At 72.9% G+C, this 15,217-nt stretch carries 13 protein-coding genes; 7 read left to right on the top strand and 6 right to left on the bottom strand.

Features of this window, described 5'->3' with window-relative positions; all coding sequences use genetic code 11:
* Positions 1 to 25: 25 nt before the first annotated feature.
* Positions 26 to 1,618 (bottom strand): MFS transporter, encoded by a 1,593-nt coding sequence (locus IO29_RS16875; protein WP_030379683.1) that lies wholly within the window; start codon positions 1,616 to 1,618, stop codon positions 26 to 28.
* Between the two features lie 242 nt (positions 1,619 to 1,860).
* Between IO29_RS16875 and panB the strand changes: the two genes are divergently transcribed.
* The 3 genes from panB to IO29_RS16860 all read left to right on the top strand — a co-directional run bounded on the left by panB (position 1,861) and on the right by IO29_RS16860 (position 4,816).
* Positions 1,861 to 2,748, top strand: coding sequence for a 3-methyl-2-oxobutanoate hydroxymethyltransferase (panB, locus tag IO29_RS16870; protein WP_030379682.1), 888 nt, complete (start codon positions 1,861 to 1,863; stop codon positions 2,746 to 2,748).
* Positions 2,749 to 2,963: 215 nt separating this feature from the next.
* Positions 2,964 to 3,989, top strand: a complete 1,026-nt coding sequence (locus tag IO29_RS16865) for an ATP-binding cassette domain-containing protein (protein ID WP_030379681.1) — start codon at positions 2,964 to 2,966, stop codon at positions 3,987 to 3,989.
* Entirely contained in the window at positions 3,986 to 4,816 is an 831-nt protein-coding gene (locus tag IO29_RS16860; protein WP_030379680.1) for an ABC transporter permease, read from the top strand. Before IO29_RS16865 ends, IO29_RS16860 begins: the two co-directional genes overlap by 4 nt.
* 20 nt (positions 4,817 to 4,836) lie before the next feature.
* On the opposite strand, the gene IO29_RS16855 is transcribed toward IO29_RS16860, so the two are convergent.
* On the bottom strand, positions 4,837 to 8,241 hold the full coding sequence (locus tag IO29_RS16855; protein WP_030379679.1) for an AfsR/SARP family transcriptional regulator: 3,405 nt from the start codon (positions 8,239 to 8,241) through the stop codon (positions 4,837 to 4,839).
* Positions 8,242 to 8,438: 197 nt separating this feature from the next.
* Between IO29_RS16855 and IO29_RS16850 the strand changes: the two genes are divergently transcribed.
* Entirely contained in the window at positions 8,439 to 9,239 is an 801-nt protein-coding gene (locus tag IO29_RS16850; protein WP_030379678.1) for a site-2 protease family protein, read from the top strand.
* Positions 9,240 to 9,273: 34 nt separating this feature from the next.
* Here IO29_RS16850 and IO29_RS16845 read toward each other — a convergent pair whose 3' ends face one another.
* Positions 9,274 to 9,492 (bottom strand): hypothetical protein, encoded by a 219-nt coding sequence (locus IO29_RS16845; RefSeq protein ID WP_030379677.1) that lies wholly within the window; start codon positions 9,490 to 9,492, stop codon positions 9,274 to 9,276.
* Between the two features lie 113 nt (positions 9,493 to 9,605).
* Positions 9,606 to 10,355 carry an NADPH-dependent F420 reductase gene (npdG, locus tag IO29_RS16840; protein ID WP_030379676.1) on the bottom strand — a complete coding sequence of 250 codons (750 nt, stop codon included), beginning with the start codon at positions 10,353 to 10,355 and terminating at the stop codon, positions 9,606 to 9,608.
* A 209-nt stretch (positions 10,356 to 10,564) separates the two neighbouring features.
* On the opposite strand from npdG, the gene IO29_RS16835 reads away from it, so the two are divergent.
* A complete protein-coding gene (locus IO29_RS16835) occupies positions 10,565 to 11,812 on the top strand; it encodes an MFS transporter (RefSeq protein ID WP_030379675.1) in 1,248 nt (415 codons plus the stop codon).
* A 31-nt stretch (positions 11,813 to 11,843) separates the two neighbouring features.
* Here the strand turns inward: IO29_RS16835 and IO29_RS16830 are convergent, their stop codons facing one another.
* Positions 11,844 to 12,086: a hypothetical protein gene (locus IO29_RS16830; RefSeq protein WP_030379674.1), complete on the bottom strand. Its 243-nt coding sequence runs from the start codon at positions 12,084 to 12,086 to the stop codon at positions 11,844 to 11,846.
* A gap of 69 nt (positions 12,087 to 12,155) precedes the next feature.
* Between IO29_RS16830 and map the strand changes: the two genes are divergently transcribed.
* A complete protein-coding gene (gene map / locus IO29_RS16825) occupies positions 12,156 to 13,013 on the top strand; it encodes a type I methionyl aminopeptidase (protein ID WP_030379673.1) in 858 nt (285 codons plus the stop codon).
* A 90-nt stretch (positions 13,014 to 13,103) separates the two neighbouring features.
* On the opposite strand, the gene IO29_RS16820 is transcribed toward map, so the two are convergent.
* The gene (locus IO29_RS16820; protein ID WP_030379672.1) at positions 13,104 to 13,748 is read right to left on the bottom strand and encodes a PhzF family phenazine biosynthesis protein; all 645 of its coding nucleotides are present in this window, start codon (positions 13,746 to 13,748) and stop codon (positions 13,104 to 13,106) included.
* 328 nt (positions 13,749 to 14,076) lie between these two features.
* Here IO29_RS16820 and efeO point away from each other — a divergent pair, with 328 nt between their 5' ends.
* The gene (efeO, locus tag IO29_RS16815) at positions 14,077 to 15,216 is read left to right on the top strand and encodes an iron uptake system protein EfeO (protein ID WP_030379671.1); all 1,140 of its coding nucleotides are present in this window, start codon (positions 14,077 to 14,079) and stop codon (positions 15,214 to 15,216) included.
* Position 15,217: the final 1 nt, after the last annotated feature.

Genomic DNA, 15,217 nt, shown 5'->3' with positions numbered 1-15,217 from the left:
CGCCGCCCCCCGCGCTCGGGGCCGGTCAGTCCCGGCTGGTGACGAGCTCCGGTTCCGTCTCGCCCTCGGGTTCCTTGGGTGCCTTCCCGGGCAGGAAGACGCCCGCCACGACCGCGCCGAGCACCGCGACGCCCGCACCCCACAGGGCGGTGACGTGCATGGCGTGCAGGAAGGCGTCGTTGGCGGGGCCGACCAGGGCGTCGCCGCGCGGGCCGAGCTTGTGCGCCACGCCCAGGGTGGCCTCGATGGACTCGCCTGCGGTGTGCCGCAGGCCGGCCGGGACGCGGGTCAGGCTGCCCTCGATGCCGTTGCGGTAGGCCGTGGAGAGCACCGAGCCGAGGACGGCGATGCCGAGCGCGCCGCCGACCTGGCGGAAGGTGTTGCTGAGCGCGGAGGCGGAGCCGGCCTTCTCGCGCGGCAGGGCCTGCATGATGACCACGCTGGTCGGGGTCATGATGTGCGCCATGCCGGTGCCCATGAGGAAGAAGATCACCTCGAGGATCCAGATGGGGGTGTCGGCGTCGAGCGCGGCGAACGCGGCGAGCATCGCGGCGAGCAGCAGCAGTCCGACGGTGGTCGTCGCCCTGTTGCCGAACCGGTCGACGAGGAGCCGGGCCCGCGGGGCGAAGATCATCTGTGCGGCGGCCAGCGGCAGCATCAGCAGACCGGTCTCCAGCGGCGAGAAGCCCCGCACGCTCTGGGTGTAGAAGACGGAGAAGAAGGTCACGCCCATCAGCGCGAAGAAGACCAGGGTGATCGCGACGATGGCGGCGGAGAAGACCTTGTTCTTGAAGTAGGTGATGTCGATGGACGGGTGGTCGCTGCGCTTCTCGTGGAGGACGAAGAGGACCAGCACGGCGAGCCCGCCGAGGCTGCTGGCCAGCACCTTGGGGTCGGTGAAGTCGGCCAGCTGGCCGCCCTTGATGATGCCGTAGACGAGCAGGACCAGGCCGATGACGGACAGGACGACGCCGAGCGGGTCGACGCGGCCGGGGCGCGGGTCGCGGGAGTCCGGGACCAGCCAGATCATCAGGCCGAGCGCCAGGACGACGATGGGCACGTTGACCAGGAAGACCGAGCCCCACCAGAAGTGGTCAAGCAGGAGGCCGCCGGTGATCGGGCCTATCGCGATGGCGAGGCCGACGCCGCCGGCCCAGATGCCGATGGCCTTGGGCTGCTCGTCGCGCTCGAAGACGTTCATGAGGATGGCGAGGGTGGCCGGCATGACGAACGCGGCACCCAGGCCCATGATCGCCCGGAAGACGATGAGCTGGACGGGTGAGCCGGACTCGGCGGCGAGCGCGGAGCCGATGCCGAAGACGGCGAGACCGGCCAGCAGCGTCTTCTTGCGGCCCAGCCGGTCGCCGAGCAGTCCGGCGGTGAAGAGCAGCCCGGCGAAGACGAGGGTGTAGGCGTTGATCGCCCACTCCAGCTCGCTCTGGGTGGCGCCGAGGCCGGTGGGGGCCGGGGTGGAGATGGTCTTGATGGCCACGTTGAGGATCGAGTTGTCGAGCACCACGATCAACAGGCTCAGCATGAGGGCGCCGAGGATGGCCCACCGTCGCCGGTGCACCGCCTCCGGCACCCGGCGTTCGGCCGGGGCAGCGGGAGTTGTCATGGAACGAGCGTAGGACGAATTTCGATACGGCACCGTCTCGTATCGGAACTCTTTACGGAGGCGTTACGGAGCCGGACGGGGCGGCCCCGCGTACGGGCGCGTGCTCCGAGCGGCCCGGGCCGCGTCGCGTGAGACGAGGATCGCCCGCCCCACTCTGGTGAGCCGCACCCCGAGGTGCCACCATGGAAAACGGTCCGGGGACGCCGTCAGGGCGCCTCGAGATGACAGAAGGAGCCGTTGCGATGACGCAGTTCTCGGCTGCCCAGGAGCAGTCCGCGCCGGGCGCGCTGAAGCCGTCCGGCGACAGCAGGGCGCTGTACGGGGGCAAAGGCACCCGGCGGATCACCGTCCGCGACATCACCGCCGCCAAGGAGCGCGGCGAGAAGTGGCCGATGCTCACCGCGTACGACGCGATGACCGCGTCCGTGTTCGACGAGGCCGGCATCCCGGTGATGCTCGTCGGCGACTCGGCGGGCAACTGCCACCTGGGGTACGACACCACCGTCCCCGTCACCCTCGACGAGATGACCATGCTCTCCGCCGCCGTCGTGCGCGGCACCCGGCGTGCGCTGATCGTGGCCGACCTGCCGTTCGGCTCGTACCAGGAGGGCCCGGTGCAGGCGCTGCGCTCGGCGACCCGGCTGGTGAAGGAGGCCGGGGCCGGCGCGGTGAAGCTGGAGGGCGGCGAACGCTCGCACCGCCAGATCGAACTGCTGGTGGAGTCCGGCATCCCGGTCATGGCGCACATCGGCCTGACCCCGCAGTCCGTCAACGCGATGGGCTACCGCGTGCAGGGCCGCGGCGAGGAGGCCGCGGCGCAGCTGCTCCGGGACGCGAAGGCGGTGCAGGACGCGGGCGCGTTCGCGGTCGTCCTCGAACTGGTCCCGGCACAGCTCGCGGCCGAGGTGACCCGGGTGCTGCACATCCCGACCGTCGGTATCGGCGCCGGCCCCGAGACCGACGCCCAGGTCCTGGTCTGGACGGACATGATGGGCCTGACCTCCGGCCGGGTCCCCAAGTTCGTCAAGCAGTACGCCGAACTACGCCGCACCATGGGCGAGGCGGCGAAGTCCTTCGCGGAGGAGGTCGTGGGCGGCACGTTCCCGACGGAGGAGCACTCGGTTCACTGAGTGCGGGTGTACGGCCCCGCGCCCGGAAGGGACGCGGGGCCGTGCCCGTGCGCGGCTCCGCCGGACCGGCGTCGGATCGGTGTCGTACCGACGTCGTACCGGCGCCGGACCGACGTCGGATCGGCGCCGTGTCGGTGCCCTGTCGGTTCTCCCGTCGGTTCTCCTGTCGGTGATCTGTAGGCGGTCTGTCGGTGGGGGCTGGCACCGTCATCGGCATGACGCGAATCGACAAGAACCCCGACGCCGCCCGGGACGCGGCCGTCACCGTGCGGGGGCTGGTGAAGCACTACGGCCGGACGAAGGCGCTCGACGGCGTCGACCTCGACGTGCGCGAGGGCACCGTCCTCGGTGTGCTCGGCCCCAACGGGGCCGGCAAGACGACCCTGGTCCGCTGCCTGTCCACCCTGATCGTGCCGGACGCCGGCCGCGCCACCGTCGCCGGGTACGACGTGCTGCGCCAGCCCCGGCAGACCCGCCGCGTGATCGGGCTGACCGGCCAGTACGCCTCCGTGGACGAGAAGCTGTCCGGCTTCGAGAACCTCTATCTGATCGGCCGGCTGCTCGATCTGCCCCGCAAGGAGGCCCGGGCCCGCGCCGACGGTCTGCTGGAGCGGTTCTCGCTCACCGAGGCCGCCCGGCGCCCGGCGGGCACCTACTCCGGCGGTATGCGGCGCCGGCTCGACCTGGCCGCCTCCATGATCGGCCGCCCGGCGGTGCTGTTCCTCGACGAGCCGACCACCGGTCTGGACCCGCGCACCCGCAACGAGGTGTGGACCGAGGTGCGCCGGATGGTCACCGAGGGCGCCACCGTGCTGCTCACCACCCAGTACATGGAGGAGGCCGAGTACCTGGCCTCCGAGCTGACGGTCGTGGACCGCGGCAAGGTCGTGGCGGGCGGCCGGATCGACGAGCTGAAGGCACGCGTCGGCGGCCGTACGCTGCGGATCCGCCCGGCGGACCCGCTGGAGCTGCGCCCGACGGCCACCGCGCTCGACGAGTTCGGGCTCACCGGCGCCGGGAGCGCCACCGTCGACGCCGAGACCGGCAGCGTCCTGGTGCCGATCCTCAGCGACGAGCAGCTGACCGCGGTCGTCGGCGCGCTCACCGCGCGCGGCATCACGCTGTCCTCCATCACCACCGAACTGCCCAGCCTGGACGAGGTGTTCCTGTCGCTCACCGGCCACAAGGCCAGTGCCGCCGCGCAGGACGGCGTCCCCACCCGTGAGGAGGTCGCCGTATGAGCGCCGCCACCGCCGCCCCGCGCCCCACCGCGCCCGCCCCGCTCTCCGGCGACGGCCGGATCGGGCTGCGCGGCCATCTGCGCCACACCGGCGCGCTGATCCGCCGCAATCTGCTGTGGATCCGGCAGGACCCCGAGTCGATGTTCGACGCGGTGCTCTTCCCGATCGTCTTCTGTCTGCTGTTCGTGTTCGTCTTCGGCGGCGCGATCAGCGGGGCCGACAACCGGCAGGAGTACGTCAACTACCTGGTGCCGGGCCTGATGGCGATGATGGGCATGAACATCGCGCAGGGCGTGGGCACCGGTTTCAACCAGGACTTCCAGACCGGGGTGATGGACCGCTTCAGGTCGTTGCCGATCGGCCGGGCCTCGGTGCTGATCGCCAAGATCGTGGTGGAGATCGGCCGGATGCTCGTGGCCACCGCGATCCTGCTGGTGGTCGGCTTCCTGCTCGGTCTGTCCGTGTCCGACGTCCCCGGCCTGTTCGCGGCCATCGGTCTGTCGATGGTGTTCGGCTTCGGGGTGATGTGGATCTTCCTGACCCTGGGTGTGGTGATGAAGAGCGCCCAGGCCGTCCAAGCGATGGGGTTCCTCGTGCTGATGCCGCTCCAGTTCGGCTCGTCCATCTTCGCCCCGACCAGCACCATGCCGGGCTGGCTCCAGGCGTTCACCGACTACAACCCGCTGTCCTCGCTGGCGGACGCCGCGCGGGGGCTGATGAACGGCGGTCCCGTGGCCCACGACATCCTGATCACCGTCGCCTGGTCGGCGGTGCTGACGGCGGTCATGATGCCGATCGCGGTCCGCAAGTTCTCCACCAAGGCGTGAGGCGGCGGGTCCGCCCGTCGTCAGGGCCCCTCGCCGGGGGCCCGCGGTCCGCGTCGTACGAGGGCGGTGGCCTCCTCCAGGGTGAGGCCGCCGCCCTCGGCGTACGCGGTCTCGTACGCGGGTGCGTCGAGCAGCTCGCGGAGCTGCCGCTCGGCGGTCTCCCGGTTCGCGCGTTCCGCGATGTTGAGCAGCTGGCGGGGCGGGAGCAGGGCGTCGGCGGCGCCCAGGCAGCGGACGGCGTCCGCGCGGTCACGGCCGTCGAGGCCGGTCAGGACGAGGGCGGCGATGATCAGGCCCGTCGAGCCCAGCTGGGGCGCCATCAGATGGGTGAGCCGGTCGCCGGCGCGGTCGAGCGCCTCGCACACGCGTTCCAGTGCGTCGTCGTACCGCTCGTCCAGGGCGTCCAGCCAGGCTTCGAGGGTGAGCACGAGCCCGTCGAACACCGGGAAGCCCGCCGCCTTGAACTCCACGCGGAGCAGGGCCAGTTGTGCGCGGGCCTCGCCGGTCCGGCCGGTGTGCCCGAGCCACAGCGCCAGGAACAGCCGGGCGGTGGGCATGCCCTCGGACACCGACCCCGCGTTCTCCTCGATCACCTGCCGCAGCAGCCGCTCGCCCCGCTCGCCCTGGCCGGCCTCGATCAGCGCGGCGCCGAGCCGGGACCGCAGGACGCCGACCTGGGCGTGGGCACCGAGCCGGTCGGCGTGCTCGATCGCCGTCTCGTAGTCGGCGGCGGCGCGCAGATAGGCGCCCGTGTGCTCCAGGGACTCGCCGCGGGCGGAGAGCGCCTCGGCGGCGCCCCAGGCGTCCCCGATGCGGGTGAAGATCTCCAGCGCCTCCTCCGCGTCACGGGTCGCGTCGCCCGCCCAGTCGGAGCGGTTGGCGAGGATGTTGGCCCGGGTCTCCAGCGCCTGGGCCAGGTCCCAGTCGTCGCCCAGCGCGCGGCAGGTGTCCACGGTCGCGTCGACGACCCCGCGGATGTCGTCCAGCTCGCCAGTGAGCAGCACGGCGAAGAACCACAGACTGCCGGGCATGCGGCAGACCTGCGGCTGGCCCGGCCGGTAGGTGCCGGCGATGGTCCGCAGCTTGCGCTGGGCCTCTTCGGTCTGCCAGGAGCCCAGCTCGATGTCCATGTAGGCGAGATGGGCCAGGTGGACGCCGCGCCGGGCCTCGTCGAGGAGGCCGGGGGCGAACGGCGGGCGGGCGCCGACGGGGCTCTCCAGGACGTCGGGGACGGGCCGCACGGGCCCCGCGAAGGGGTCGGGGAAGAGCTCCATCACGGCGGAGGTCCAGGTCCGCCCCTCGATCCGCAGGTCGCGTATCTGCCAGTACCAGATCAGGGACAGCACCAGGCAGAGGGCGTCCTGCTCGGCGCGGGCGGCGACCGCGCGGCGCAGTGCGGTGCGGATGTTCTCGTACTCCTGCTGGAGCCGTCCCATCGCGGTGTGCTGGCCGGCGCCGCGCAGCAACGGGTCGGTGGTGCGGGCGAGTTCGCGGTAGTGGACGAGGTGGGCGCGCTCGGTGTCCGGGCGCTCCCCGGACTCGTCGAGCCGTGCGCCCGCGTACTCGGCGACGGTCTCCAGGAGCCGGTAGCGCATCTCGGCGCCGTCGCCTGTCTCGGCGGGGGCGGCGACGACGAGGGACTTGTCGACGAGGGAGCCGAGCGCGTCCAGGGCGGCGGGGCCGCAGACGGCCTCGGCGGCGGCGAGGTCGCAGCCGCCGGCGAACACCGACAGCCGGCGCAGGACGCCGCGCTCCTCGTCGTCGAGCAGTTCCCAGGACCAGTCGACGACGGCACGCAGGGTCTGCTGGCGGGGCAGTACGGTGCGGCTGCCGGAGGTGAGCAGCCGGAAGCGGTCGTCGAGCCGGTCGGCGATCTGACGGAGCGTCAGCATGCGCAGCCGGGCGGCGGCCAGTTCGATGGCGAGCGGCAGTCCGTCGAGGCGCCGGCAGATCTCGGCGGCGGCCTCCGGGTCGTCCTCGGGCCGGAAGCCGGGGCGGGCGGCGGCGCCGCGGTCGGCGAGCAGTTCGAGGGCGTACGGCTGCGGCAGGGGCTCCACGGGGCGCAGCGACTCCCCCGCGATGCCGAGGGGTTCGCGGCTGGTGGCGAGGACGGTCAGGCCGGGGCAGCGGGCGAGGAGTTCCTCGGCGAGGCGGGCGGCGGCGTCCACGACGTGCTCGCAGTTGTCGAGGATGAGCAGCATGCGGCGGCGGGCGCAGTGCTCGACGAGCCGGGTGACGGGGTCGTCGCGGTGGGCGTCGGTGGCGGCGCGCATCTCCTCGGCGCCGGCCCCGCGCAGCACGGTCTCGCGTGCGCCGAGCGCGGTGAGCACGGCCTCGGGCACGGCGTCGGGGTCGCGCACGGGGGCGAGTTCGGCGAGCCACACCCCGCCGGGCAGCTCTCCGGCGACGGCCTCCCCCGCCTCCTGCGACAGCCGCGTCTTCCCGGCCCCGCCGGGCCCGAGCAGCGTCACGAGCCGCGCCGCCCCGAGATCCCGCCGCAACGCGGCGATGTCCCCGTCCCGCCCCACGAAGGAGGTGAGCCGGGCCCGGAGGTTGCCCGGCGGGGGCGTACGGGGGCTCTCGGCGGGGGCAGCGCTCGCGGACCCGGGAGCGGTGCCCGCGGCGGTTTCCGCTGTCCCGGATCCGGCGTCATCGGGGTGGACGGCGCCCGGGGCACGGGCCGGAGCGCCGTCGTCGGCGACGGCCAGCAGTTCGGCGTGCAGGGTGCGGAGTTCCGGGCCCGGGTCCGAGCCCAGGCGGTCGGCGAGCAGACGGCGTACGGCCTCGTACGCGGCCAGGGCCTGCGCCGGGCGGCCGACCGCCCGCAGCGCGCGCAGGCGCAGGGCCTGCAACGGTTCGTCCAGCGGGTGCAGATCGCACAGCGCGGTCAGTTCCGGCAGGTGCTGCTCCGCCTCGCCCAGCGCCACCGCGGCCGTCAGCCGCGCGCGGCGGGCGTCGAGCCGGCGGGTCTCCCAGCGGGCCGACTCCCCCGTGCGGTCCGGCAGGTCGGCCAGCGGCGGCCCCTGCCACAGGGCGAGCGCGTCGTCCAGGACGGCGGCGGCCTTCGTGGCGTCGCCGTCGGCCAGCGCCCGCAGCCCCTCCCCGGTGAGCCGTTCGAAGCGGTGCAGGTCGACGTCGTCGGCGACCGCCGCGAGCCGGTAGCCCCCGTCCGCCGACTCCACCGCGCCCGCGCCCAGCGCCCGCCGCAGCCGCCCCACCAGCGCCTGGAGCGCGCCCGGCGCGTCGGCGGGCGGGGCGCCGGTCCACACCTCCTCGACGAGGAGCCCGGCCGGCACGGCCCGCCCGGGCCGCAGGGCGAGCACGGTCAGCAGGGCACGCAGCCGCGCCCCGCCGACCGGGACGGGCGTGCCGTCGGGGCGGAGTGCCTGGGTGGTGCCGAGGATGCGGTAGCGCACGGGGTCCATTGTCCCTGGGGACGCGTTCCCTCCGCCCCCGGGTTTCACCAAGGGTCCGCCCCGCCGGGCCGCGGCCACCGCGGGGAACCCCCACCGCCTCCCGGATCGTTCTCCCCACATCGCCGCATCACCTGTACGGTCGTTCCGCCCACGCACGTTCCGCACCCACGGACGTCCCGACGACGCACCCCAGGAGCCCCTTCCCCATGAGCACCGCCGCCGCCCGCCGCAGCGACCGGAGGATCAGCCCCGTCTTCCTGGGCATCCTGGCCGTCACCGCGGTCACCGGGTGGGCCACCTGGACCGGGTTCGCCGAGCAGCCGGGCGTGGCCGTCTTCCTGTTCGTGACGGCCGCCTGGATCGTCTCCCTCTGTCTGCACGAGTACGCGCACGCCCGCACCGCCCTGCACAGCGGCGACTTCACCATCGGCGCCAAGGGCTACCTCACGCTCAACCCGCTGAAGTACACGCACGCCCTGCTCAGCATCGTGCTGCCGGTGCTCTTCATGATCATGGGCGGCATCGGCCTGCCGGGCGGTGCCGTCTTCGTCGAGCGCGGGCACATACGCGGCCGCTGGAAGCACAGCGCGATCTCGGCGGCGGGCCCGCTGGCCAACGTCCTGTTCGCCGTCCTGTGCACGGTCCCGTTCTGGCTGGACGCGCTGGACGGCGTGCCGCGCGCCTTCCGCTACGCGCTGGCGTTCCTCGCGCTGCTCCAGGTCACCGCGGCGATCCTGAACCTGCTGCCGGTGCCGGGGCTCGACGGCTACGGCGTGATCGAGCCGTGGCTGTCGCACAACGCCCGGCGCCAGATGGAGCCGTTCGCCCCGTTCGGACTGCTGTTCGTGTTCGTGGTGCTGTGGATCCCGTCCGTGAACGACACGTTCTTCGACGGGATCAACGCGTTGCTGCGCGGCCTCGGCATCGACGACTTCTCGACGTACTGCGGCTACGACCTGTTCCGCTTCTGGCGCGACAGCGACCCGTACTGCGCGGTCGGTCAGTGAGGCGGCCGTGGCTGGCGGCCGCCCGGTGGCGGACTCAGCCGGTGACGGACCGCTGCTCGCGCGCGGCGGCCCGGTCGCGGCGGACGTAGTACCACGTCATGTTCGACGACAGGCCCGCGAGCAGCACCCATACGATCCCCAGCCAGCTGCCCCGGACGAACGAGACGACGGCGGCGGCCACGGAGAGGACGCAGACGACGAGGGCGTAGAGGGCCAGTCGCCGGGACGGGTCGGGTGGGAGCAAGGGGGGCACGGGGTCTCCTGTCGGGGACGTGACGACACTGCGGTACCGAAAAGGCGGGGACCGCGGGTATTGCTGCTGCGGTCTCCAGTGTCCCCCATGCCCCCGGGTGTCCCCCGCCCCCCTCACACGTCCGTCAGCCGGACCCCCGCATGCGCCTTGTACCGGCGGTTGACCGAGATCAGGTTGGCGACCAGGGACTCGACCTGGTGCGCGTTGCGCAGCCGCCCGGCGAAGATGCCCCGCATGCCGGGGATGCGGCAGGCCAGCGCCTGGACGAGCTCCACGTCCGCGCGCACCTCGCCGAGCACCATCACGTCGGTGTCGATCTCCTCGACGTCCGGGTCCTGGAGCAGGACGGCCGAGAGATGGTGGAAGGCGGCGGTGACGCGCGCGTCCGGCAGCAGCGCGGCGGCCTGCTCGGCGGCGCTGCCCTCCTCCGGCTTCAGCGCGTAGGCGCCCTTCTTGTCGAAGCCGAGCGGGTTGACGCAGTCGACGACGAGCTTGCCGGTGAGTTCCTCCCGCAGCGAGGCGAGGGTGTCGCCGTGGCCCTCCCACGGCACGGCGACGATGACGATGTCGCTGCGCCGCGCGCACTCGGCGTTGTCGGCGCCCTCGACGCCGTGGCCGAGTTCCGCGGCGGCGGCCCGGGCCCGGTCGGCGGCGCGGGAGCCGACGATCACCTGCTGGCCGGCCCGGGCGAGCCGGTAGGCCAGGCCGCGGCCCTGGGGCCCGGTGCCGCCCAGGACGCCGACGACCAGCCCGGAGACGTCGGGCAGGTCCCAGGGGTCCTTGGCGGGGGCTTTGGCGGGGGTCTGCTCGGGGGCCTTCCCGGACGCGTCGGAAGCGGGGGGTGCGCTGTCGCTGGAGGTCATGCGCCGACTCTACGTGCTCGGCCCCACGGGTCCGGGGCAGGCGGTAATTCGGTTGTCCCCCGCCCGCCGGGGCCCGAACATGGCCCGTCGTGACCGACGACACCGCCACCCCCGCGCCCGCCACCGCGCCGCCGGTCCCGGCCGGGGCCGAGGACCCACCGGCGTCTCCCGTCACGCCGCCGACGCGCCCCGGATCGCGCCGGCGGGCGCTGCTGCCGGACCTGGCGCCCTGGCGCGCCTCCGCGGACTTCCGCCGGATGTGGCTGGCCGGGCTTGTCACCAACTTCGGCAGCTTCCTGACCCTTGTCGCACTCCCCGTGCAGCTCAAGGAGCTCACCGGCTCCGCGGCGGCCGTCGGCGCGATCGGCGCCGTCGAACTCGTTCCGCTGATCGTGTGCGGACTCTACGGCGGCGCGCTCGCGGACGCGCTGGACAAGCGGCGGCTGATCCTCGGCACCGAGGCGGGCCTGGGCCTGCTGAGCGCCGTCCTGCTGGTGAACGCGGTGCTGCCCCGGCCGCTGGTGTGGCCGCTGTACGCCGTCGCCGCGCTGTCCTCCGCGCTCGCCGCGGTGCAGCGGCCGGCGCTGGACGCGCTGCTGCCTCGGGTCGTGGCGCACGAGCACCTCACGGCGGCGGTCTCGCTGAACAGTCTGCGGTGGACGGTCGGCGGGGTGGCCGGCCCGGCGGTGGCCGGGATCGTCGTGGCGTACGCGGGGCTGGGCTGGGCGTACGCCGCCGACGCGCTGACGTTCGCGGTGTCCGTGGCGCTGGGGTGGCGGCTGGCCGCCGCGCCCGCCGCGCGGGAGGCGGCCCGGCCGTCGCTGCGGACGATCGCGGAGGGCGCGCGGTACGCGTGGGGCCGCAAGGAGCTGCTGGGCACGTACGCCGTCGACCTCGCGGCCATGTTCTTCGCGATGCCGCTGGCGGTGCTGCCGTTCCTCGCGGACGAGCTGGACGCCGCGTGGTCGCTGGGCCTGATGTACGCGAGCCTGCCGGCCGGTTCGCTGCTGGTGTCGCTGACCAGCGGCTGGACCTCGCGGGTGCACCGGCACGGCCGGATGGTGGTTGTCGCGGCGGCCGGCTGGGGCCTCGCGGTGGTGGCGGCGGGCACGGTGCGCGAGGTGTGGCTGGTGCTGCTGTTCCTCACCGTGGCCGGGGGCTGCGACATGGTCAGCGGCATCTTCCGCGGCGCCATCTGGAACCAGACGATTCCCGACGCCCTGCGCGGCCGCCTCGCCGGCATCGAACTCCTGTCGTACTCGGCGGGCCCGCAGCTGGGCCAGGTACGGGCGGGCGGCGCGGCGGCACTGCTGGGCGTCCGCGCCTCGGTCTGGACGGGCGGCGCGGCATGCGTGGCGGCGGTGGGGGCGCTGGCCGTGTTCCTCCCGGCCCTGATGCACTACGACGCCCGCACAAACGAACACGCGCTGAGCCGCCGGGCGGCAGGCTCGCCCTGATTAAGGAGTGCGGGGCCGTGCCGACCCTCACTCACCCCCGCCCCGAAGCACCCCCGTCGGTTCCCTCGCCTCCGTCATGCCACCGAGGATCGGTCTCCCACTCCAGATCCCGCTCCCGCGCCGTCTCCATCGCGTGCCGCGCCTCCTCGGGCGACGCGTACGGCCCGAAGCGGTCCTTCGCCGGACACTCCGGCCCCTCCTCCACCTTCTTGTGCTGCAAGCAGTAGAACCACTCTCCGGGCTTCCCGGCGGTCCGCTTCTTGAACAGGGCCATGGTCACAGCTCCTTTCACCACTTCACCACCGCCATCGTCCCCCCAACCCCGCTGGATACACTCGCCGACATGTCTGGTCAGTCGCTGCTCGCCCCCGGAGAGCTCTCCCCCGCCCGCTCCGTCCCCGGCAACATCCGCCGCCCCGAGTACGTCGGCAAGCCCGCGCCGACGCCGTACACGGGCCCGGAGGTGCAGACCCCGGAGACCGTCGAGGCGATGCGTCTCGCCGGCCGCATCGCGGCGCGCGCGATGGAGGAGGCGGCCAAGCACATCGCCCCCGGGGTGACCACGGACCGGCTCGACGAGGTGGCGCACGCGTACATGTGCGACCACGGGGCGTACCCGTCCACCCTCGGCTACCGCGGTTTCCCCAAGTCGCTGTGCACGTCCGTCAACGAGGTCATCTGCCACGGCATCCCCGACTCGACGGTGCTGCGGGACGGCGACATCGTCAACCTGGACGTGACGGCGTACATCGGCGGGGTGCACGGCGACAACAACGCCACGTATCTCGTCGGGGACGTCGACGAGCAGTCGCGGCTGCTGGTGGAGCGCACCCGGGAGTGCCTGAACCGCGCGATCAAGGCGGTCCGGCCGGGCCGGCAGCTCAACATCATCGGGCGGGTCATCGAGTCGTACGCCAAGCGCTTCGGCTACGGAGTCGTACGGGACTTCACGGGCCACGGCATCAACACCTCGTTCCACTCCGGCCTGATCGTCCCGCACTACGACAGCCCGCAGGCGACGACGGTGATGCGGCCGGGGATGACGTTCACGATCGAGCCGATGCTGACGCTGGGCACGCACGAGTACGAGATGTGGGACGACGGCTGGACGGTCGTCACGGCGGACCGCAAGCGGACGGCCCAGTTCGAGCACACGCTGGTGGTCACGGAGACGGGCGCGGACATCCTGACGCTGCCGTGACGGCCGCGCCGCCGCGCGCCGGTGACGCGCTGCCGTTCGGGCGGGACGCCCGGAACGCCTTCGTCGGCGGTGGCATCGGCTGACGCCGGGTCAGCGTTCCAGGACCACCCGGCCGCCCACCTCGACCCACCCCTCCGGCTGGGGGGCCGTGAGGAGTTGGGAGCCCTTGCCCTGGGTGATGTTGAGGGCTCGGCCCAGTCGGGCGGTGAGGAGGAGGGCGGCGGCGCCCGTCGCCTCGTCCTCCTCGATCCCGTCGTCGCGGCCGGGGAACGCGCGGGCGCGGACGCGGCCGGCCGGCTCGTCCTGCCAGGCCCAGGCGTAGATCCACTCCCCGGAGGGCGGGACGGGCAGGGCGTCGATCTCCGCCGCCGTCGCGTACTGGCGCAGTGTGCGGGGCGGGGCCCATTCCGGGCGGGCCTCGATCCACGTGAACTCGCCGTCCAGGCGGGTGCCGACCGTTCCCGCGGGGGTGACCAGTTCGGGGACGTCCAGGAGCCAGGCCGTGCCGACGCAGGGGTGGCCGGCGAAGGGGAGGCGCAGGGTGGGGGTGTAGATGTCGAGGACGCCGCGCTCGGGGTCGTCGACGAACACGGTCTCGCTGAAGCCGAGTTTCGCGGCGAGGGCCTGGCGGTCCTCGCGGCCGGGGAGCAGCGAGCCGTCGCGGACGACGGCGAGTTCGTTGCCGTAGCCGCCGGTCGGTCCGCAGAAGACGCGGAGGACGTCGTAGTCGGTCACGGGGGGATTCAACCATCGCGGGTCCGGGTGAGGGAGGTTCGCCCCCGCGGCGGAGCCGCGCGGACAACACAGTTCCGCGCCCCTTACGGGGGTGCACGCGCCCTCTGTGATGTGTGTCACCCGAGATGACGCGCCACCAGGGGACTTGACCTCTGCTTGACCTGGGCTTGGGGGCGACTTTTCGCCAGTGAGATCAAGCCGTGGCTGTGATCCTTCCGTGAGAGGTGAATCACGACTCCTGCGGGTATGACTGAGGTAATCCTCAGTTAAGTTAGGTCAGCCTCACTTGTCGTGTCGCCGATCCGTTGTCCTGGAGCCTGGAGCCCTGATGCGAGCCGTCCGTCTCTCCGTCGTCACCGCCGTCGCCACCACGGCGGCCCTGACCGCCGTCACGGGTTGCACCGAGAAGAGCGACGCCAAGGACGGTGACGCGATCCAGGTGACGGCCGCCGACTCCACCTGCGACACCTCCGCCACGTCCGTGCCCGCCGGGCAGGTCACGCTGCGGATCGAGAACAAGGGGTCCAAGGCGACCGAGGTCGAGATCCTCTTCCCGGACGACCGGATCGTGTCCGAGAAGGAGAACATCGGGCCCGGGACGAAGTACACGCTGACCGCCGAGGTCAAGGCGGGCTCGTACGAGATCGCCTGCCGGCCCGGCATGAAGGGCCACGGCGTCCGGCAGAAGCTCACCGTCACCGGCGGCGGCAGGACCGCCACCCGCGACCCGAAGCTGGACAAGGCCGTCGCCGCCTACCGCGAGTACGCGCAGGAGCAGGCCGACGCCACCCTGCCCAAGGTCGAGACCTTCGTGAAGGCGGTCAAGGACGGCGACCTCGCGGCGGCCAGGAAGGCGTACGCGCCCTCCCGCATCGGCTGGGAGCGCACCGAGCCCGTGGCCGAGTCCTTCGGCGACATCGACCCCAAGGTCGACGTCCGCGCCGACGGCCTCGAAGAGGGCCAGAAGTGGACCGGCTGGCACCGGCTGGAGAAGGCCCTCTGGCAGGACAAGAAGATCGGCGCGACCGAGAAGAGCCTCGCCGATCAGCTCGTCACCGACCTCACCGACTGGCAGAAGCGGGTCGGCAAGGCCGAGATCACCCCCACCTCGATGGCCAACGGCGCCAAGGAACTCCTCGACGAGGTCGCCACCGGCAAGGTCACCGGTGAGGAGGAGCGGTACTCGCACACCGACCTCGTCGACTTCAAGGCCAACGTCGAGGGCGCGCAGAAGTCGTACGAGCTGCTCAAGCCGGTCGCCGAGAAGAACGACTCCGCGCTCACCGCCGAACTGGACAAGCAGTTCGCCGCGCTGAACAAGCTGCTCGACAAGTACCGCCCGAACACGGACTCCTACGACTTCACCTCCTACGACAAGGTCGGCAAGAGCGACCGCAAGGAGCTGTCGGACGCGGTCAACGCGCTCGCGGAGCCGCTCTCCAAGCTCGCCGCCGCCGTCGTCAAGTAGG

The sequence above is a fragment of the Streptomyces sp. NRRL F-6676 genome, assembly GCF_000725625.1.
Taxonomy (GTDB): Bacteria; Actinomycetota; Actinomycetes; order Streptomycetales; family Streptomycetaceae; genus Streptomyces.
This window is presented reverse-complemented; position numbering and strand designations above follow the sequence as displayed.